Annotated in this window: 17 protein-coding genes; all 17 read right to left on the reverse strand. The window is 39.9% G+C overall.

What is annotated here, in order from left to right; genetic code table 11:
* Positions 1–14: 14 nt before the first annotated feature.
* The 17 genes from ymfI to pnp all read right to left on the reverse strand — a co-directional run bounded on the left by ymfI (position 15) and on the right by pnp (position 20,473).
* Positions 15–740 carry an elongation factor P 5-aminopentanone reductase gene (gene ymfI / locus BN6556_RS17085; protein WP_316245346.1) on the reverse strand — a complete coding sequence of 242 codons (726 nt, stop codon included), beginning with the start codon at positions 738–740 and terminating at the stop codon, positions 15–17.
* Between the two features lie 2 nt (positions 741–742).
* Complete coding sequence (gene yfmH / locus BN6556_RS17090; RefSeq protein ID WP_066193696.1) at positions 743–2,029, reverse strand: EF-P 5-aminopentanol modification-associated protein YfmH; 1,287 nt, start codon at positions 2,027–2,029, stop codon at positions 743–745.
* Positions 2,019–3,302, reverse strand: coding sequence for an EF-P 5-aminopentanol modification-associated protein YfmF (gene yfmF, locus BN6556_RS17095; RefSeq protein ID WP_066196561.1), 1,284 nt, complete (start codon positions 3,300–3,302; stop codon positions 2,019–2,021). Before yfmF ends, yfmH begins: the two co-directional genes overlap by 11 nt.
* Before the next feature lie 467 nt (positions 3,303–3,769).
* Positions 3,770–4,495, reverse strand: a complete 726-nt coding sequence (locus BN6556_RS17100) for a GntR family transcriptional regulator (RefSeq protein WP_078060138.1) — start codon at positions 4,493–4,495, stop codon at positions 3,770–3,772.
* Positions 4,496–4,600: 105 nt separating this feature from the next.
* Positions 4,601–6,907 (reverse strand): DNA translocase FtsK, encoded by a 2,307-nt coding sequence (locus tag BN6556_RS17105; protein ID WP_066193699.1) that lies wholly within the window; start codon positions 6,905–6,907, stop codon positions 4,601–4,603.
* Between the two features lie 511 nt (positions 6,908–7,418).
* Positions 7,419–7,619 carry a YlzJ-like family protein gene (locus BN6556_RS17110; protein ID WP_235817544.1) on the reverse strand — a complete coding sequence of 67 codons (201 nt, stop codon included), beginning with the start codon at positions 7,617–7,619 and terminating at the stop codon, positions 7,419–7,421.
* Entirely contained in the window at positions 7,619–8,335 is a 717-nt protein-coding gene (locus BN6556_RS17115) for a ClpP family protease (RefSeq protein ID WP_066193707.1), read from the reverse strand. The genes BN6556_RS17110 and BN6556_RS17115 overlap by 1 nt, the downstream gene beginning before the upstream one ends.
* 135 nt (positions 8,336–8,470) lie before the next feature.
* Positions 8,471–9,682, reverse strand: a complete 1,212-nt coding sequence (locus BN6556_RS17120) for a chromate transporter (RefSeq protein WP_066193711.1) — start codon at positions 9,680–9,682, stop codon at positions 8,471–8,473.
* A gap of 487 nt (positions 9,683–10,169) precedes the next feature.
* Entirely contained in the window at positions 10,170–11,045 is an 876-nt protein-coding gene (dapA, locus tag BN6556_RS17125; RefSeq protein ID WP_066193715.1) for a 4-hydroxy-tetrahydrodipicolinate synthase, read from the reverse strand.
* A 196-nt stretch (positions 11,046–11,241) separates the two neighbouring features.
* Positions 11,242–12,453 carry an aspartate kinase gene (dapG, locus tag BN6556_RS17130; RefSeq protein WP_066193720.1) on the reverse strand — a complete coding sequence of 404 codons (1,212 nt, stop codon included), beginning with the start codon at positions 12,451–12,453 and terminating at the stop codon, positions 11,242–11,244.
* A gap of 13 nt (positions 12,454–12,466) precedes the next feature.
* On the reverse strand, positions 12,467–13,519 hold the full coding sequence (locus BN6556_RS17135) for an aspartate-semialdehyde dehydrogenase (RefSeq protein WP_066193722.1): 1,053 nt from the start codon (positions 13,517–13,519) through the stop codon (positions 12,467–12,469).
* A 162-nt stretch (positions 13,520–13,681) separates the two neighbouring features.
* The gene (locus tag BN6556_RS17140) at positions 13,682–14,272 is read right to left on the reverse strand and encodes a dipicolinate synthase subunit B (RefSeq protein WP_066193725.1); all 591 of its coding nucleotides are present in this window, start codon (positions 14,270–14,272) and stop codon (positions 13,682–13,684) included.
* A gap of 79 nt (positions 14,273–14,351) precedes the next feature.
* A complete protein-coding gene (gene dpaA, locus BN6556_RS17145) occupies positions 14,352–15,236 on the reverse strand; it encodes a dipicolinic acid synthetase subunit A (protein ID WP_066193727.1) in 885 nt (294 codons plus the stop codon).
* Positions 15,237–16,365: 1,129 nt separating this feature from the next.
* Entirely contained in the window at positions 16,366–16,605 is a 240-nt protein-coding gene (locus BN6556_RS17150) for a YlmC/YmxH family sporulation protein (protein ID WP_066193729.1), read from the reverse strand.
* Positions 16,606–16,625: 20 nt separating this feature from the next.
* The gene (locus BN6556_RS17155) at positions 16,626–17,840 is read right to left on the reverse strand and encodes a M16 family metallopeptidase (RefSeq protein WP_235817546.1); all 1,215 of its coding nucleotides are present in this window, start codon (positions 17,838–17,840) and stop codon (positions 16,626–16,628) included.
* A gap of 66 nt (positions 17,841–17,906) precedes the next feature.
* Entirely contained in the window at positions 17,907–18,152 is a 246-nt protein-coding gene (locus BN6556_RS21985) for a hypothetical protein (RefSeq protein WP_130859995.1), read from the reverse strand.
* A 215-nt stretch (positions 18,153–18,367) separates the two neighbouring features.
* Entirely contained in the window at positions 18,368–20,473 is a 2,106-nt protein-coding gene (pnp, locus tag BN6556_RS17160; protein WP_066193732.1) for a polyribonucleotide nucleotidyltransferase, read from the reverse strand.
* Positions 20,474–20,509 lie beyond the last annotated feature (36 nt).

Here is a 20,509-nt window from a genome sequence, read left to right on the forward strand (position 1 = left end):
ACGAAACCGTTGTTTTAATGCCAGCCACCATCCACTCTGATTTGTTCACCTTGAATATAACGGGTTGATTCCTGACAAAGAAAGCCGACCGCTCCTGCCACATCTTGAGGCAGGCCGGTTCGCTGTAATGGTATCTCTTCCTGTAATGTTTGCTTATCCTTTTCAGTAAGATGATGATTCATCTTGGTATTAATCAAGCCTGGACAAACGCCATTCACGTATATCTGGCTGGGCCCTAACTCTTTGGCTAATGCTTTGACAAAGCTGTTTTGTGCCCCCTTCACACTCGAATAAGCTACTTCACAACTTGCCCCGATCTCTCCCCAAATAGACGAAATCAGCACAATACGGCCATGCTTCGCTTGAATCATGGAGGGAATCAGTTGTTGAGCGATTTTCCATGGCGCCTTCACGTGCAATTGTAACATCTGATCCATTTGTGCATCCGACATATCTTGAAATAAACCAACATATGACTGTCCACTAGTATGAATATAGTGGGAAATGTTTTCTGGGCATTCCTGCACAAAAGTATCAAGACCTACTGGAGTAGACAAATCTGCCTGGATGATTCCCAGCACTTGTTCCGCTGTAAGTTGCTGCTTTAGCTTTTCGATAGCGGCATGATTCTGATGATAATGCAGCCATAGTTGGTGTCCTTCGCTTGCTAATTGTAAGGCAATTTCCTTACCGATTTCCCCACTTGCACCTGTAATAAGTGTCGTTTTTTTTATGCTGATTTTTACTCGTCTCCTTTAACCATACAAACAGATAACCGATCTTCGGATATCCAGTTCTTGATAAAGTCCGTGATCTCTTGATAGGTTAAATTCTCTAGCCATTCGATGCTGTCAAAGAAATCGATGTTCAATAACTGATAGTGTGTATATTGATTGGCAATAAACTCCAAAGAATTCATCGCTCGTAAAAGCTGCCCTACTTTTTTTCTTTTAATACGCTCAAAATGCGATTCCGTTAAAGAATCGGGTGAGATGGATAACAGTTCATGCTTGATCTGTTCAGCTAATTTTTCTGGTTCTTTAGAATTACCGCCAATGACACTGAAACCAAAGTCACGTTCAAAATTGTTTTCACAACTAAAGGATTGATCAATTAATCCCGATTCATATAGGCGTTCATAGGCAGAACCACTTCGAGAGAATAAATGATCCAAGACAATATCTGCCATCCATTCCTTTTTCATAAATTGCTTAGGATCTGTTGGGAGGTCCACTTCCTTAATACCTACCAATGCCTTTGGAACAGATACTGGCATAGAAATCGTAAGCTCTTTATCTGCTACTTGACTTGGTTCATCCGGGAAATGCCTTTCAATCTCCGTTGGTTCCGCAAATTCTTTGGCTGCTTGATTATCCCTAATCATGGACATCATCTCGTCTGGATCAACATTACCGGCGATACATAATACCATATTACTTGGATGATAAAAGGTATGGTAACACGTATATAAATCCTCTTTTGTAATATCTTGAATGGAATCAACGGTACCCGCAATATCAATTTGAACAGGATGGTCATGATACAAGCTTTTAATGGTTCCAAAGAAAGCACGCCAATCCGGCTGATCATCATACATCCTGATTTCTTGTGCAATAATTCCTTTTTCTTTCTCTACAGAAGCCTCTGAAAAGTATGGATCTTGGACAAAATCGACTAATGTTTTGACATTTTCTTTAATTTTTGACGTGGCAGAAAACAAGTATGCTGTTTTAGTGAACGAGGTAAAAGCATTAGCCGATGCCCCAGCCTTCGAAAAATCCTGAAATACATCTCTGTCTTCTTTTTCAAATAGTTTATGTTCTAAAAAGTGAGCAATACCATCAGGTACGGTTTGCGCCTCCTGTTCACCTAATGGTACAAAGCGCTGATCGATGGAACCATAGTTGGTCGTAAAGATGGCAAACGTCTTCGCCATTTCGTGCTTTGGTAAAATAAATACACGCAGACCGTTGGGAAGTGTTTCTGAGTAAATGTGTTCATCTATCTGTTGATAATGTTTATGCTTCATTCGATTCCGCCTCCTTACTAGTGAGTAAATAGATCGTATCCAATTGTACTTTATTGGCTACTTCTATCACTTGTTCCTTGGTTACACGCTTTACGTTTTCCAGCAGTTGTTCAGGGGAAAGCGCAGATTTAGCTAGCACACGTTGATAATGTAATTCAATCATCCCTTGTGGGTTATCTAAGGTTTCACGCAGTTGATTTACAGTCATTTCTTTTGTTTCTGCCAAATTATTATCAGTAAACTCTCCTTGGCGCATTTGTTCCATTTGTTCTAAAATAATCGACTTAGCTTTCTCATACTGCTCGGGAGCAATTCCACTAAACACAAACATAAGCCCCTTGTGACTCTCTATTCTAGAAGCTGCATAATAGGCAAGGCTGTGTTTTTCTCGTACATTCAAGAATAGTTTGGAGCTAGGAAAACCACCAAATAAACCATTAAAAACATGTAAAGCAGGATAATCACCATCTTGATAGGTAATATTAGTACGGTAGCCAAAGTGGAGCTTTGCCTGGTTAATATCATCATGTTCTACAATGGTTTGTTGCTGCCCTGCGTCCTTGAACTGATTATCCGCAATAGTAGCTGGCTTGCGAGTTCTTACTAATGGGGCAACTTTATCTTCCACCGCCAATTCTTCAATATCGCCTACAACGAAGACATCTAAATGATCGTTTGTTAACATTTCTTGAAAATAGTCAAACAGTACTTTAGGTGTAATCGCTGCTAGATCTTCTTGATAACCATGGACACGCAAATGATACGCTTCATCTTGGCACATCTCTTCAATCATTCTTGTATTAGCGAAACTCATTTTATCTTCTGTTAGAGCTTCTATTTTACTGAGAAGGGTTTGTTTCTCACGATCGACAATCTTGCTGTCAAAACCATCTGCTTCCGTTTTTGGTTGATACAATACTTCTTGGAGAAATTCGATACCTTTATCTAATAAATTCGCTTCGCCAGAAATATACTGTTCATTTGCTAGTTCCAAACGAACGGTAAGAATATGGTGCTCCCCCTTTTTACTTGTATCAATGGATAAAACGGTGCCATATAATTCGTCCAATCGTTGACGGAGTTTCATTGCGGTAGGAAACTGGTCCGTTCCTTGCTGCAGCACATAGGGCAGTAACGCTCGCTTTGTCACATTTTCTCGTGTTAACTTCGTTGTGAATTTCAGCGACAAATGAATCGTCTTGAATTTTTTCGTATGTAACAGATGTAAATCAAACCCGTTTTTTGGTATTACTTTTTCTAATGTATCCACAATCACTTGTCTCCTTTTAATGAATTATTTTGTGTCTTCGTTTATTCTATCAAATAATGCGAGAAATTATGCTCTTTACGATTTTTATCGTCCCCTGTATTGTAAATTAAATTCGGTGGAACGTAAACAAAGAAGAACCGAACTAAATTGTCCGGTTCTTTATTACAACCTGAAACTGGATACGGAATGCCGATAAGGTGGATTAAGTTAAGTAGCACCTTTTTCTAAGTAGTGAGCATGATTGTCTTTTCTGTGCAAGGCGAGCGCTACGGGAATATGCTGCGCTATATTGGAGTACAACAATGGCTATCACTGCAAGGCTGAAGCGTTGTTATACACACATAATGACAACTTGGATGTTTTACATAATCTCGTCTAATCGTCACCCCAGGCCAAATCCTATTACCGTGGATTCTATTCTTTTCTATCATATAAAAAAAGGGCTGCCGTTAAAGCAAGCCCCCTCTTATTTATGTGAATCTTTTTCTCAGTACATAAAAACTAAAAACGTCTGCCCTAAAAAAGTTAGCAGAATATAATACCGGTTCATGATCTTTCGTATAATGCATCTGTTTCAATAATAATAGTGCTTGATCCGGCTCACAATGAAGCATTGGAGAAATGCGTTCGTGATAACCAATTGGCTCAATATGTGCCACTGCATAGTCAATATCCTTATGTGCGAAAGTTTGTAACGCTTGAAAAATAGAGGACTGACTGTGAACAATGTTTAATGGCAACAATCGATGATCCACCCGATCGATACAATAAACAACTGGCTCTCCATCTGCTGTACGGATCCTTTCAACCTGAGCGAATTGTTCAATATTTAACGGGTCAAAGCGCTTTTGATCCTGATCTGTCGGCTTTGTCAACTCTGCAGATATATATTGAACACCAGGCCTTTTCCCCGCTTGCTTAATCATATCCGTCACACTGGCCAACTGTTCAATACCGGAGGATAAGATTGGTTTGGCATGTACAAAAACCCCTACACCTGGTCTTCTGATTAGTACCTGTTCCTCTTCCAAAATATGAATCGCTTCACGCATCTCTTGCCTCGATATATTAAAAAGTTTTGCCAGCTCATATTCTGTCGGTATTTTTTGCTTTTCTTGATAAAAACCATCTTCAATAAGCCGTTTGATATGCTTGGCTGCGTCCATGGTTGTATGCTTTTCCAAATCAGATAACATAGCGATTATCACCCAACCTATAACCAATGTCGTTGCTTCACTATCATTTAATATATCACTTTTTCGACAATTAATAAAGATGATTTTTCGTTTTTCGACATTTCCTTATTGTGGTGGATGACTGGGCACATCTTCTGATGGTTGACTTTGTAGGACTGTTCTTGGTTTAGACCCCTCGTATGGACCAACAATCCCTCGATCTTCCATCGCATCAATCAAACGCGCAGCCCTGGTATATCCAACTCTAAATCGTCTTTGCAACATAGATACACTAGCACTTTGCATCTCCAGTACCAATTGGACGGCCTCCTCATATAAATCATCATCCACCTCTTGTGTTACTTCTGTTTCTTCTTCTGGTATCATCTCTTCTTGATATTGTGCCTTTTGCTGTTCAATACAATGATCTACTACCTGTTCGACCTCATTATCTGATAAAAAGGCACCTTGAATACGCACAGGTTTCGACAAACCGACTGGAATAAATAACATATCCCCACGACCTAATAGCTTCTCTGCTCCACCCGCGTCCAAAATCGTCCGTGAATCGGTTTGTGAGGATACACTAAAGGCTATTCGTGATGGAATATTGGCTTTAATCACACCAGTTAATACATCGACAGACGGACGTTGTGTCGCAATAACCAAGTGGATGCCGGCTGCCCGAGCCATCTGTGCCAATCTGGTAATAGCATCTTCCACTTCACTGGAGGCTACCATCATTAGATCTGCCAGTTCGTCAACAATTACTACAATATAAGGAAGTTGCGGTTGTGGTTCCTCTTGATCTTCATTATATCGATGAACATACTCATTGTACCCTTCAATATTTCGTGTCCCTGTCTCGGAAAAAAGATCATATCTTCTTTCCATTTCTGACACTACTTTCTTTAATGCCCTTGATGCCTTTTGTGGATTGGTGACCACAGGGGACAACAAGTGAGGCACGCCATTGTATACATTCAATTCCACTTTTTTAGGATCAATCATCATCATTTTTACCTCGTGTGGTTTGGCACGCATGAGAATACTTGTAATAATACCGTTAATACATACACTTTTCCCACTCCCGGTCGCACCAGCTACTAACAGGTGAGGCATTTTATTTAATTCTGCCATAACTGGCTCTCCCGAAATATCCTTTCCTAATGCAAAGGCAAGCTTATTCGTTACTTGATTTTTCCTAGACTCTAAAACCTCGCGCAGCGTAACCATTGCCGTTTCTTCATTTGGCACTTCAATACCAACCGCCGATTTACCTGGAATAGGAGCCTCTATTCGAATATCCTTAGCCGCCAATGCTAATGCAAGATCATCGTGTAGATTTACAATTTTACTTACTTTTACACCAGCTTCCGGATAAACCTCATATTTGGTAACGGAAGGACCAACTTGCACCTTGGTTACACGTGCTTTTACACCAAAACTTTGGAAGGTCGTTTCCAATTTACGCACAATCCGTTGAATGTGAGACTTTTCCTGCTGCTTTCCTGCGTTTTTAGGTAGTGTCAGCATAGTCATCAACGGTAATTGATAATCTTGATTTTCAAACTCAGAAGTTGGAAACTGCACAGGTTCATTACTTGTATCACTTGATGCGGGTTCCTCTTGTTTCGTCTCCACTGGTTCAGGTTTTGGTTCCGAAGCGTTGGGTTCTACCACTTCTACCTCTTCATTCGCATAAGCAATAGCAGGTAATTCGGTTTCTTCTTCTTGTTTTTGCTCAATAACTGGCTCTTCTTCTTTAGAAGCTTGTTTTGCTTGTTTTTTTTCTTTTCGTTCCGTTCGTTTAGCTGCCATTTTTTGTTTCCAATCGGATAAATTGCCACTCAGATCATTAAAGGCAGCCGTAAATAAATCACTGATTGATAAATTACAAAATATGACTACTCCAATAATCATCATAAATACAGCAAGAATCTTCGCCCCTACATCGGAAAAAAGGAAGAAGGTGATGCCGAATAACGCGGCACCAATCATTCCTCCACCTAAAAAATTCGAGGTGCGTTCTGCTTCCAGATATTCTCTAAAAAAAGTGAACGTTTGTGAGATAATCGGTTGATAATCCGTTGTATTCGTAAAGATTTCCTCAAAGGTTAAAATATGGGTCATCAAAACAAAACCTGTAATAACTGTAAATGTACCTATCCATTTTCTAGTATACAGGTTCGGCCATTTTCGTTTAATGATTAAAGTCAATCCTATTACAAACAAGATAACCGAAGCTACGAAATACCAGGAACCTAAGAAAAAGCGAAAGGTGTCCTCCATTAAAGCAGGGATAGCACCATCACTAATTAAGGTTGCTCCACTGCTCAAAATTGCTAAAAATATAAATAAAAAGCCGAGTAATTCTATTTTTATTGTCTTTTTTAACGGCTGTTTCTTTCTTCTTTTTTTGCTTTTTGCCATGTAAGCCACTCCCCAAATTGATAATTACTATATGGAACGCTAGGAAGTACCCTTGCATCATGACGTGCAAGGGTACTTATGAAGAGAAAATATTGATTTATCTATCTATAATATACGTTGGATGGATCGTTTTTTTCTCTGTACACGATGCATTTCATGTTCGATTATCATTATAACACATATTTTGTTATAGAACGAATATTCTATTAGCAATTGTCTCTAAATTCAACGAAAGAAATGGTGATTTTTCCTATGTTAGTAATGTATTTGGGAAGGCATCATACACTGCTAATTACTTGGATGATGCAAAAGATTCCTCTTTCCTTTTCTCAGTATGTTGGATTGCTTTTGCAAATAGGTTTCGCAAAGCTTAAAGGTTCTGAGTGCAGGAAGTAGCGGAAGAGTAGTAGAATATAGGAAAAGGTATGCTTTCTCGATTCAGCAAAAAAAAACGCAGCGGGTTGCTGCGTTTTTTACTGCTCGCCTTGCTAAGCATCATCGGTGGAAAGTCTTATTTGATGATGGTGCCTGGGGTTAATGATTCAATAAGGTAGTCGTTTGGGTTGGTTGATAGCAATTGGACAATGCGGATATCTCCGTTGGCAAGTTTTTGCACACAACAATCCCTGCCTTGGAAACGCATCAACTGAAAGTCTTCATATGCATGCTTGGTATCATCAATCTCTTCATAACTTAGTGGCGTATATAACATTATTGAATCAACTCCTGTGTATCTTGTCGTTGTTGCATCAATTCATTAAGTTTCGCCATGGCACCACTAATTCCACCTACTTCATTAATCATTCCATACTTCACTGCGTCTTCTCCTACCACATTCGTGCCAATATCTCTTGTTAAATTCCCTTTTTCAAACATTAATTCCTTCAATTTATCCTCTTTGATATTCGAGTGAGTAATCACAAATTGAATCACTCGATCCTGCATTTTATCAATATATTCAAATGTTTGAGGCACTCCAATGACTAAGCCAGTTAAACGAATCGGATGAATCGTCATGGTGGCAGATGGAGCGATAAATGAATAATCCGCAGCTGTAGCAATCGGAATTCCGATCGAATGCCCACCGCCTAATACGACAGAAACGGTTGGTTTTGATAAAGATGCAATCATTTCTGATAAAGCAAGACCTGCTTCTACATCTCCTCCTACGGTATTTAAAATCACCATTAGTCCTTCAATCTTTGGATTTTGTTCGATAGCCACCAGCTGAGGGATTAAATGTTCATATTTTGTTGTTTTATTTTGTGGTGGTAATTGCACATGCCCCTCTACCTGTCCGATGATCGAAAGTACATGGATATTCGAATCTGGCGCTGCCGGAACGGTTGATTGACCTAACTGCTGAATTTTTTCAACAAGCGATGATGATGTATCTTTGTCCTTTGTTTCTGGTTGTTGCTCATTCATTCCTATTCCCTCTCTTCCTGCATTAGATGTTACTTAGTATGAACGAGCGAGAATTTTTCATTCAATGAATGTCAAAGTGACGTTCTTTTTACCACCATAAAGACAAAGAAAAATGCAATATGTACTGAATCTTTTTTATAATAGCGAAAGTAGTATACCACCTGCTGCTCCAACTATAACAATTATCCAAGGTGGCAGTTTAAAGTAAACCAACATACTAAACAATACAGCAGCGAATGCAAAATCAATTGGTTCTATAATAGCACTAGTCCAAATGGGTTGATAGAATGCGGCGATCAAGATACCGACGACGGCTGCATTTACTCCCATCAATGCCCCTTTGATTTTAGGATTACGTCGTAAGGAATCCCAAAAAGGAAGCGTTCCTAAAATCAGAAGAAATGCAGGTAAAAAAATAGCGGCTGTTGCTATTAATCCCCCTTCCCATCCATTTATAACTGTCCCTAAATAAGCAGAGAAGGTAAATAAAGGACCCGGAACGGCTTGTGTTGCTCCATATCCTGCAAGAAAGGCTTCTTGGTTTAACCAACCAGTTGGAACAAATTCTCGTTCCAGTAATGGTAATACAACATGTCCACCACCAAAAACCAATGATCCTGAGCGATAAAAACTATCAAACATGGCAACCCATTGAACAGAAGTGATTTCTCTCAAGAACGGTAATAAAAATAGCAATCCAATGAACATCACCAAGCAAAATGCTCCAATTTTTTTAGAAATTAGAAAAGGAGTGCTTCTGTGGTCTTCTTGAATATGATGTTGTTTATAAATCAGATACCCAATCAATGCAGATAACAAAATAATAATTACTTGAGAATAGATGGTTTGCCATAATAGTGTAACGACTAATGCTAATAAAGCGATGGTTTTTCGGCTTAGATCTGGTGTTAATTTTTGTGCCATTCCTAAAATAGCATGTGCGACAATGGCCACGGCCACCAGTTTAAGTCCTTGTATCCACCCTGCTTCTCCAACATCAAGTCCTTGCAAAATCAAAGCAAACATCATAAGAGCAATAACAGAAGGTATAGTAAATCCCAGAAATGAGGCGATTCCTCCCAAAATTCCACCACGCGCAATACCAATACCAATGCCCACTTGACTACTTGCAGGACCGGGAAGAAATTGAGCCAGTGCCACTAAATCCGCATACCCTTTTTCATCCATCCATTTTCTTCTCCGAATATATTCCTCATGGAAATAGCCTAAATGGGCAATGGGACCTCCAAAGGATGTGAATCCTAATCTTGTGGAAACAATAAGAATTTCCAATAAAGTTCGGAAGGAGGGTTTTCTTTTGGTTTTATTTTCCGTTTGATTATCCATATAGTCATTTTCCCTTCCTTATGAAATATAAAAATGGCTAGGCGTGACCCCTTTAAATAACTAGTATGTATTTGCTCTTGGTCTCGTTACCTGTTATTTTTCCTTTATTCCGATAATTCAATATTGAATTATCTCAATGAGAATATCACATTGTTTTAGCTATTTCAAAGCAATTTACAAAATCTTTACACAGCATTTTTTATTACGTCAATTAGACATACATAAGGAACTATAATATATATTGGAATGGTTTTGATTTTGAATAGTAGAACGGATGATGACCATAACGAGCCCAAATCCCCAAAGTATATAGTCGTCTAAACAATAAGAAAAACCAGAAAACTCCAGCCCGTTCCTAATACTAAGAATGTTATACTTTATCTTTCAAAAAAGAGATACTGCTTTTGCAATATCTCTTTACCTAGAAAATATGTTATGTTGTACAATCGATATGAATACGAATGCTTTAGGTTATTGGCAATCCTCTTTATTCAAAAGAATCAAGTACTCGAAATAAGTTCTGTTCTTCGAAAGGGGATAAAGGAACGAGCGGTAATCGCACAGAGCCTACGTTAATTTGTTGATACCGTAATGCCGATTTCACAGGTGAGGGAGAAGGCGCCATAAAAAGGGCACGCATAATGGGTAACAATTGACGATGTCGTGTCGCCGCTTCTTTTACATTCCCTTGCTCAAATAAATGGATCATTTCTTTCATTTGCTTCCCTACAACATGGGAAGAGACAGACACCACACCCGCACCACCAATCGATTGAATAGGCAGGGTCATGGAATCATCCCCGCTATATACGGTAAAATCATCTGATGTTTGCTCAATAATGGAAGCAAGTGCATCTAAATCACCAGTAGAATCTTTAACCGAGACAACATTATCCACTTCAGATAATGCAACCACTGTCTCTACATTAAGCTTTACCACTGCCCGAGACGGAATGTTATAAAGCATAATGGGCAATGTGGTTTGATTAGCAATGGCAGAAAAATGTTGCAGCAGTCCTTCTTGATTCGGTTTATTATAATATGGTGAAACAATTAATGCTGCGTCCACGCCAAGCTGTTCTGCCTCTTTCGTAAGTGCTATCGATTCTTGTGTATTATTATTCCCTGTTCCAGCAATGATAGGCACACGCCCATCTACCACTTGTAAGACATGCTTAAATAAGGAGATTTTCTCCTCATGACTCAAGGTGGGCGACTCTCCTGTCGTACCAGCCACAACCAGACCATCTGTACCGTTATCAAGTAAGTGCTCGATTAATTGTGTGGTAATATCAAAGTCTATACGATTTTTTTCATCAAAAGGTGTCACCATTGCTGTTAATAAGTGCCCAAAAAACATAATGTCACCAGCTCCTTCCTGTGCCCCTTGCCAAAGTTGATAGTCGTTATTTTGTCTTGATCACTTTACAAAATGATTCAAAAAGTCCCATCACAATGACGCAGCGAATATCGCAACATCCATCTGTTGGAAACTTGCATTTCATGTAAAATAGCAAACTAATTATGCCATGAAATAACCCTTTTATCAATAGTAATGATCAATCTAATTGAAATCTTTCATGCAATCCATTTAACGCCTTCTCTAAGTATTCATTGTGGATTAATACCCAAATTGTTCGATGACTATCAGCTGATTGTAATATTTGTATTCGTTGTGCAGTTAGCGTCTGTACTATCTCTGAGGTTACACCCGGCACACCGGACATACCAGCTCCGACAATCGATACTTTCGCACAATTTCTAGTTACGGTTGGCACAACACCCATTTGTTCCAATACTTGTAAAGCTAACGGTTCATCTCTTTCAAAAATGGTATATACGACACCATTGGGAGAAATATTAATGAAATCTACCGATATGCCCGCCTCTGCCATCGCCTTAAAGACGTTCACATGGAGTTCTTCAGGTTTCTGTACTTTTTCAATCTTAATTTGCGTTATTTGATTAACATACGCAATTCCTGTTGCCAATCGATCATAAACATTGCCACCGTGCGGGCTTTCCGGGATATTCGTAATCAATGTTCCTTCATCTTCTTCGCTAGTAGAACGCACTCTGATCGGGATATTTGCCTGCATAGCAATTTCCACTGCACGGGGATGAATGACTTTTGCCCCTTGATAGGCCAAATTACAAATTTCTGTATAAGAAATCGATTCAATTTTTTGCGCTTTTGATACCATTCTCGGATCTGCTGTCATAATTCCTGCCACATCTGTAAAAATATCTACACACTCCGCCTGGAGGGCAACGGCTAAAGCCGTGGCAGAGGTATCGCTTCCGCCTCTGCCAATCGTGGTGATTTCATGATTTTCTGTTCTACCTTGAAAACCCGCTACTACAACCACCTGGTGATAGGCTAATAAATCAAGCATGTGTTTGGTATCGATCGATTTGATTTGTGCATTAGAAAAGTTGCTTGTAGTAATGATACCTGCTTCTCCACCTGTTATCGCAACAGATTGAATATCATTTGCTAATAAATCATGCGAGAATACTGTTGCGGAAATTGTTTCACCGGCTGAAAGTAATATATCTTTCTCTTTATTCGATAAAAGAGACAATCTCCCCTCAATCAAAGAGTATAACGTATCTGTTGCATAGGGATCGGGATATCTTCCCATTGCGGAAACCACCACTACTACCTTGTCATTTTCCTCTAAGGCTTTTTTTACTTGTTTTATGGCAGATTTTCGTGATTCCTTATCTTTGACTGAGGTTCCGCCAAATTTCTGAACCAATACTCGCATGATTCCACCTCATTTATTTACTTAACCAATTGTTTTTTATTAACGATTCTGCGATTTGAACAGAGTTCCACGCAGCTCCTTTTAATAGATTATCGGAAACTACCCACAAATGAAATCCTCTGTCTTTATCTAAATCTTTCCGAATGCGACCAACAAATACTTCGCTCTTGCCAGCCGATCCAAGTGGTGTCGGATACACTTGATTTACTGGATCATCTTCTAATACAACACCATCTGCCTGACTAATTGCCTCTTTCATTTGTTCAACTGTAATGTCGTCCTGATCTACTTCAACATATATACTTTCTGCATGTGAGGTAAAGAATGGTAATCTCACACAAGTAGCAGCAACGTGAATTGCCTCATCATGCATGATTTTTTTGGTTTCATTAATCATTTTCATTTCTTCAAAGGTATAGCCATTATCTTGGAATACATCGATTTGCGGTAAGGCATTAAAAGCAATTGGATAGTGTTGTTTCTCGCCGGATACTGGCAGCAATTCTGCTTTCAAATCCTCGCCATTAAGAAATGCTTGTGACTGTTCTCTTAATTCATCTACGGCTTCGTTTCCAGCACCAGATACAGCTTGATAAGTAGAAACGAGCACCCTTGCTAATCCAAACTGCTCTTGCACCGGTTTCAAAGATGCTACCATTTGAATCGTAGAACAGTTTGGGTTGGCAATGATCCCTTTATGTTGGGAAATGTCTTCTTCATTCACTTCCGGTACCACTAATGGCACATCTGGATCCATGCGAAAGGCGCTTGTATTATCGACTACGACAGCACCACGTTTTACAGCCTCTGGAGCTAGCGCTTTTGAAACAGAGCCGCCTGCGGAGAATAAAGCTATATCTACCCCTTCAAAGCTGTCAGGCGTTGCCTCTTGTACTGTATATGTGTTGCCTTGAAATGTAATTTCTTTTCCAGCAGACCTTTTCGAGGATAGAAGAGATAATTCTTCAATTGGAAAGTTCTTCTGGTCTAATGTTTCTAGCATTTTTACCCCTACAGCACCAGTAGCACCTACTACTGCTACATTATATTTTTTTTCAAAAGTCATGTTTCCTGTCCCCTTCCATTTACTTCAATGATTGGTGTATATTTGTTGGCATCATTTCGCTGCTGACGATTATCTCTCAGCAAATCGCAAAAAACCCACTATGATACGAGTCTGTTTTTATCATAACATAAAAGGTACCTGTCTTTCATTATTAGATCATAATTACTTCGCTCTTTCAATAATTACCGGTTGAATTTGTTTATATTCTAGTGCGTGTTGAACTGTCTCCGGAATCAAGCGCATATCTGAGACCATTGAATTCGGTTTTTTCACAGGGTCATCTTGGCCAAAGGGTACAAAATACATTAATTTCGTTGCCATTAAACGCATAAGGTTTACCCCGTTTAACCCTAATGCATCATTAGTAGAGACACCAATGACAACGGGGTTACCATTACGAATCGTCGCCTTTGTTGCCATTAACACGGGACCATCAGTAATAGCATTTGCCAGACGACTCATTGAATTGCCTGTTAAAGGGGCTAAAACCATAACATCTAGCGGCTCAATCGGACCTAGCGGCTCTGCATCCACAATGGATTGGATAGGTTCTCTTCCGGTTATTTCGCGAACGCGTTGCATATGGTCTGCAGCCTTACCAAATTTACTATCGGTAGATTGAAACGTATGAGAGACAACGGGCACAATTTCTGCCCCCATCTCTTTCAGCTTTTCCATTTGTGGATAAACAGCTTCATACGTACAATGAGAGCCGGTTAAACCAAATCCGATCTTCTTTCCTTGTAATTCCATCAAACAACCTCCTTGCCGTATATACAAAATAAATTAGGCTATTTTCCTAATCTCAGTATATGACCACCAAAGAGAAGTGTTACTGTTTTACTGATTTCAGTAACTTGCTGACTTGTGTGGCAAGGATTTCTCCAGCAGTTTTTGGGGCAACCATTCCCGGCAAGCCGAGAGCATGAATAGTCTTCAAACCAATCGCGTCGGCACAATCGAAGTCAATTCCACCTGGTTTAGAAGCAAGATCTATGATAATCGCCTGACTGTTCATTTGCTGGAGTATAGATTGTGTCACTACCTTACTTGGAATCGTGTTAATCAAAATCTGACATTCTGCAATCTTTGATCCAACCTCTTTTAAGCTATACCCTTCCCACCCTTTCTCATAAACACGGGCAAGGTCAGCATCATCTTTTGTGACGACAGATACTTTTGCACCAAGTCCTGCAAAGCACTGTGCCGTGGTCTCCCCTACGCGGCCATAACCAAATATATATACATTCGCATGGTGAATCGTCACATTCGTATGTTGAATGGCCAGCATGATGGCCCCTTCTGCTGTAGGAATCGAGTTATATATCGCTACTTCATCCCGGTTCATTAATTCGATGAGGGTTAAACCGGCGTTTTGTGTAAATTGATCCAGTGTAGGGTTGGAAATACCCGTAAATATGACACAGTCATTTGGTAATGACTGAAACCATTCTTCTGTCAACTGGATCGTCTGATCAGTAAAAACAGCTTCTACCTTACCTTGTTCGTCAATCCCTGTGATGGGTAATACAACACCGTTTAAATGACTTGTGTCCAAATTGTTTAACTCTGTTTTCATAGCCTGGGTATAGCTTTGTTCCACTTGCTCAAATCCTAACAATTGGATTTGAATGTCTTCTTCTCTATTTAACGTATGGATCAGCGGTATATACCTCGCATCACCGCCAATTATCGCCAATTGTTTTGCTTTATTCATTTATTCCTTCACCAACCTCTCTACCTAAAAGTATCATATGTTACTGGTTATACAGAAGTGAAGAGGCAAATACCCCTATTTTATAAGAAAATATCCTATTTTGTATTTTTGAGCGAATGCCCTGGATTTTTAAGTTTAGGGTAATAAAATCCATACTTTTCATCAACATATGTACAAAAAAACGAGGAACCCCATTAGTCCTTTGTTGCTAAGCCAGAAACGGTAGTAACTTTTCATGATAGAAACGGATCATGAGCGCATTTTATCCGAATTATGTTATCGTGACATTATTTTCAGGTAATGTCTTCTATTTCCAGATAAAAACCATTTAAACATCTATTGTAGCCGAAAATAGATGTTTCACAAATAAAAGAAAACCGGGCAAAATTCGCCCGGTCCTTTACCGACCAGCCACTGAACTGCCGATAAGATGGATGATGTAAAGTATCTAGTTCCATTATTCCATGTAGCAAAGTTGATTGTTTGTCAGTGCTAGGAAACGCTCCGGAAATAGTACTACAATCGAATGGCTGCGAAGATGAAGCGTTCCAGACACTATATTTCTGCCAATAAGAAAACCACATAACCTTTTTCTGAGAACGATTCGATCATACATTATGGCTTTTATAAAATGAAGGAGCCATTTTGTAGCATGATCCATTACACAGTTGAAGAATCAGTTGACGATTTTTTTCTTTTGTTACAACAGTGTCTAGGTACCTAGAATGCTTTCTCCTTGCAGTGATAACCATTGTAGTACTCCAATCTAGCGGAGGGAATATGCGGAGACTTGAAAATGGTTTACAGGCTAAAATCGCAACGTCCTGTTGCAACGTCTGCACTTGCACGTCCTGTGCATCGCAGGACGTGCTGAAGATCCACTAAAAAGTGCTCTTCTTTTTAGTTAGCTGAAGCCGGCCCCATGGAAAGCGGAACCTATTCCCGGAGCGCTTGCTTTGCACAGATAAAACGATCAAACCCACCACTAAGGAAAGTGGGCTACTTTACATCATCTAGCTTATCGGTACCACCATTCGTTCAAGATCAAAATCGGTCCACATCCTATCATACTCAGAATTCTATACTTTCTTATCTTATAAAAAAAGACGAAGCAATACTGCCTCGTCAGTTATACCTTTTCGGTCTCTACTATAATCATATCCTCGCCGACTTTTCTGATTTGCTTCCATTCAATTCTGGAATATACTTCTGTCTTACGCAGGCCAAACATTCGATATTGCGGGATCGTAAACGAAATAATTTGGCCAGTCTTTTCATCAATTTCAAGATCCGTTTGACCTAACACTCCCAGTCTAGAACCAGATGTTAAATCGATTAACTCTTTATTGCTCAAATCATAGAATCGCAATGGTATTCCCCTCTCTTAAACTATTTAGGAGAAATGACTGCTTGAGCTGCCCGATCTCTTGTCAATCCTTGAATGATTTCTTCTGCATCTGACAGTTGAACCTGTTCGATTTGCTCGATGATCTCATCCAAAGAACGATGGTCTTCTTGCAGCAACTCATTCCTTGCATTCATGCTCATCTTACTGTTGGTGCTTTCCAAGCCTAGAATATACAGCCCTTTTAATTGTTCCTTGCTATTGGTCCACTCTTTTTCTGTGAATCCATGTCTTTGCAGTTGATCCATAATCGTATACAGCTTTTCTTCTACCACGTTTAACTGATCACGGGCAGTACCGGCATAAATAGTCAGCATTCCGCTATCTACAAACGTACTATGATAAGAGTAAATAGCATAAGCTAATCCAGACTTTTCTCTGATTTCCTGGAACAAACGTGAGCTCATACTGCCACCTAGCACGTTGTTAACGATCATCATTGGATAGATATTTTTATCCGTGGCCGCTAAGCCTTCAAACCCGATACATAGGTGAGCCTGTTCGATATCTTTATGCAGCGTGGTATGACTAGGACAAAAGCTCGGTGGTGATTCCTGTTGTGGTTTATTACCAGACACAGAGAAGGTTAATTTTTCCTCCACCATATCCATAAAAGACGCATGCACATTCCCAACAATCGAAACGACAATATGTTCTGCAGTATAATGTTTATTTACATATTGAAATAATTGATCTTGTGTAAAATGATTAACGATCTGTTTCGATCCAAGGATTGGCTTTGCTAAGGAATGGTTCTGATAAGCTGCTTCTGCCAGATAATCATGAATGATATCATCAGGAGTATCTTCTGTCATATTGATTTCTTCTAGTACTACTTGTTTTTCTCTTTCCATTTCTTCCTTGTCAAAGGTCGAGTTCAATAACATATCGGCAAGGATGTTTACTGCCATCTCTTTGTGTTGATCTAGTACTTTGGCATAAAAACAGGTATATTCTTTTGATGTGAAGGCGTTAATCTCTCCACCGACACTGTCAAACGCTTCCGCAATCTGTTGTGGTGTATAAGTAACGGTTCCTTTAAACAGCATATGCTCAATAAAATGAGATATGCCATTTTGGGTTGCTGTTTCATTTCTGGAGCCAGTTTTCACCCAGATGCCAATGGTCACCGAACGAACAGTTGATTCTTCTTCCAAAACAATGCGCATGCCATTATGGCACTCTTTACGATGAAGCAATGCATATCCCCCTATCGTTTTATATAAATATCTATAACTTGATCATTTATCAGATTGTGAAGGTCTCTACCTTCTTTCAAGACCTGATAAGATTTGCAAACTGTAACCAAACAACCTTATCAATATGGTTTTGGTCATCAGTGATGTCCATGGTTTTCGTGTGGATTTGCCTAACAGTGCGTGTTCAAAAATGCCGATAAATAGGGCCTCGTTGGCTAAAACCTCAGGCGTCCTGGGACTGCGATTACTCGCCCCACCGAACCCATTTGTTGCAACGCCGACACTAGTACGTCCTGTACGTCGAAAGTTCAAGGCGGCGCAGTCTCCCGGTACCGGAACGTATGCTTTTCATACGTGAGGAACGGACTCACGCAGGATGTGTTGACTTCTGCGTTGCCTACAGGACGTGGGCGATCTTAGTAGAAGTTCCTATATCGCCAACGCAGAAATTCGATGCGTCATTTTTGTTGGTCTTTTTGAACATCTTCTAACAAAGAAAAAAGAAACTGGTTGTCCAGCTTCTTTGCTTAGTTATCCTGTTTCTGTTCTACTAAAACGGCCTTTCTTGATAGGTTAATCCGGCCTTGTCTATCTATTTCTTTCACTTTTACCATGATTTGATCACCGATGGATACCACATCTTCCACTTTGCCGATGCGCTCCTCTGCAAGTTCGGAAATGTGTACCAGTCCTTCTTTACCCTTAAATAATTCAACAAAAGCTCCAAATTTCTCAATGCGCTTCACGGTTCCAAGGTACATTTGTCCTGGCTCTACTTCGCGAACAATATCCTCAATTAACTTCTTGGCTTTATTATTCATGTCGGTATCTGTAGATGAAATAAAGACATGTCCATCTTGTTCGATATCGATTTTAACACCGGTTTCCTCAATAATTTGGTTGATCTGCTTTCCGCTCGGTCCGATCACATCTCGAATCTTATCTGGTTTAATATCCATCGTTAGGATTTTTGGTGCATAATCAGAAAGTTCTTGTTTCGGTTCTTTAATGGTATCCATCATATGGGAAAGGATGTGCATTCTGCCTTTTTTCGCTTGCGTTAAAGCTTCGGCTAAAATTTCACGAGACAACCCTTCGATTTTGATATCCATCTGCAAGGCGGTTACACCTTGCGCCGTACCTGCCACTTTGAAGTCCATATCCCCTAGGAAGTCTTCCATACCCTGGATATCACTTAGGATGGTGTAATCTTCTCCGGATTTCACAAGCCCCATAGCAATCCCTGCTACCGGCGCCTTAATCGGCACACCTGCATCCATCATCGCTAAAGTACTCGCACAAATACTCGCTTGTGATGTGGAACCATTCGATTCCAATACCTCGGATACTAAACGAATCGTATAAGGGAAGGTTTTCTCATCCGGAACTACTTTCTCCAATGCTCTTTCGCCTAAAGCACCGTGTCCGATCTCACGACGACCTGGTCCACGGATAGGTCCAGTTTCTCCCACACTAAAAGATGGAAAGTTATAGTGGTGCATAAAACGCTTAGACTCTTCTGCATCCAAACCATCAAGAATTTGAACATCACCAAGTGCCCCTAAGGTACAAATACTTAATGCCTGAGTCTGACCACGTGTGAATAAGCCAGAACCGTGCGTACGTGGCAATACTCCAATTCGAGAAGATAGTGGTCGGATTTCATCTATTTTACGACCATCAGGACGAATCTTTTCTTTTGTAATTAATCGACGTACTTCCTCTTTTACCATTTTATCAAGCACGTTTTTCACTTGTTTGATTGTTTCTTCATCAGCTTCAGCTTCTTCATAGGAAGCAAGCAGATCTTTTTTCACTTGGTCAATCGCCACATCTCTCGCATGCTTTTCTTGCACTTGAATCGCCTCAACCAATGTGGATGCGACTTTGTTTTCTACTTCTGCCGTAATATCTTGATCCAGCTCAAATAAGTCGATATCCATTTTGGCAATTTGTAATTCTGCTATGATCTCTTCTTGGAAAGTGATCAAGCGTTTTATTTCCTCATGTCCAAACATAATCGCTTCTAACATAATTTCTTCTGGAACTTCTTCAGCACCAGCCTCTACCATATTAATTGCGTCCTTAGTACCCGCAACGGTAAGGTCAATATCGCTTTTTTCCCGTTCTTCTAAGGTCGGATTAATCACAAATTTCCCATCGACTCTGCCGACTACCACACCAGCTATTGGACCGGCAAAAGGTATATCAGAAACACTTAGTGCGATCGAGGAACCTATCATAGCGGCGATTTCAGATGGTAAATTCTGATCCACACTCATAACCGTACTGATTACTTGTACTTCATTACGAAACCCATCGGGAAACAATGGTCGAATTGGGCGGTCAATCAAGCGGGAGGTTAAGACTGCTTTCTCGCTTGGACGACCTTCTCTTTTAATAAAACCTCCTGGGATCTTACCAACGGCGTATAAACGCTCTTCATAATTCACTGTTAATGGAAAGAACGGCAGGTCCTTCGCTTCTTTAGAGGCGGTTGCTGTTGCTAAAACGGCCGTATCACCGTAATGCACCATACATGCTCCATTTGCTTGTTTTGCCAATTCTCCAATTTCCACACGGAACGTCTGTCCTGCTATTTCCGTTGAAAAAACTTTTTTGTCATCTGTCATTATCGTTCTCCTCTCAAAAACCAAACATATTCCTGT

The organism is Gracilibacillus timonensis (assembly GCF_900086715.1).
Classification (GTDB): Bacteria; Bacillota; Bacilli; order Bacillales; family Amphibacillaceae; genus Gracilibacillus; species Gracilibacillus timonensis.

Coding starts and splice junctions, on each gene's coding strand:
- yfmH (WP_066193696.1), bottom strand. CDS start 2,029: ATGAAGCATAAACATTATCAACAGATAGATGAACACATTTACTCAGAA.
- BN6556_RS17100 (WP_078060138.1), bottom strand. CDS start 4,495: ATGTTATCTGATTTGGAAAAGCATACAACCATGGACGCAGCCAAGCAT.
- BN6556_RS17105 (WP_066193699.1), bottom strand. CDS start 6,907: ATGGCAAAAAGCAAAAAAAGAAGAAAGAAACAGCCGTTAAAAAAGACA.
- BN6556_RS17110 (WP_235817544.1), bottom strand. CDS start 7,619: ATGTTATATACGCCACTAAGTTATGAAGAGATTGATGATACCAAGCAT.
- BN6556_RS17115 (WP_066193707.1), bottom strand. CDS start 8,335: ATGAATGAGCAACAACCAGAAACAAAGGACAAAGATACATCATCATCG.
- BN6556_RS17120 (WP_066193711.1), bottom strand. CDS start 9,682: ATGGATAATCAAACGGAAAATAAAACCAAAAGAAAACCCTCCTTCCGA.
- dapG (WP_066193720.1), bottom strand. CDS start 12,453: ATGCGAGTATTGGTTCAGAAATTTGGCGGAACCTCAGTCAAAGATAAG.
- BN6556_RS17135 (WP_066193722.1), bottom strand. CDS start 13,519: ATGACTTTTGAAAAAAAATATAATGTAGCAGTAGTAGGTGCTACTGGT.
- BN6556_RS17140 (WP_066193725.1), bottom strand. CDS start 14,272: ATGGAATTACAAGGAAAGAAGATCGGATTTGGTTTAACCGGCTCTCAT.
- dpaA (WP_066193727.1), bottom strand. CDS start 15,236: ATGAATAAAGCAAAACAATTGGCGATAATTGGCGGTGATGCGAGGTAT.
- pnp (WP_066193732.1), bottom strand. CDS start 20,473: ATGACAGATGACAAAAAAGTTTTTTCAACGGAAATAGCAGGACAGACG.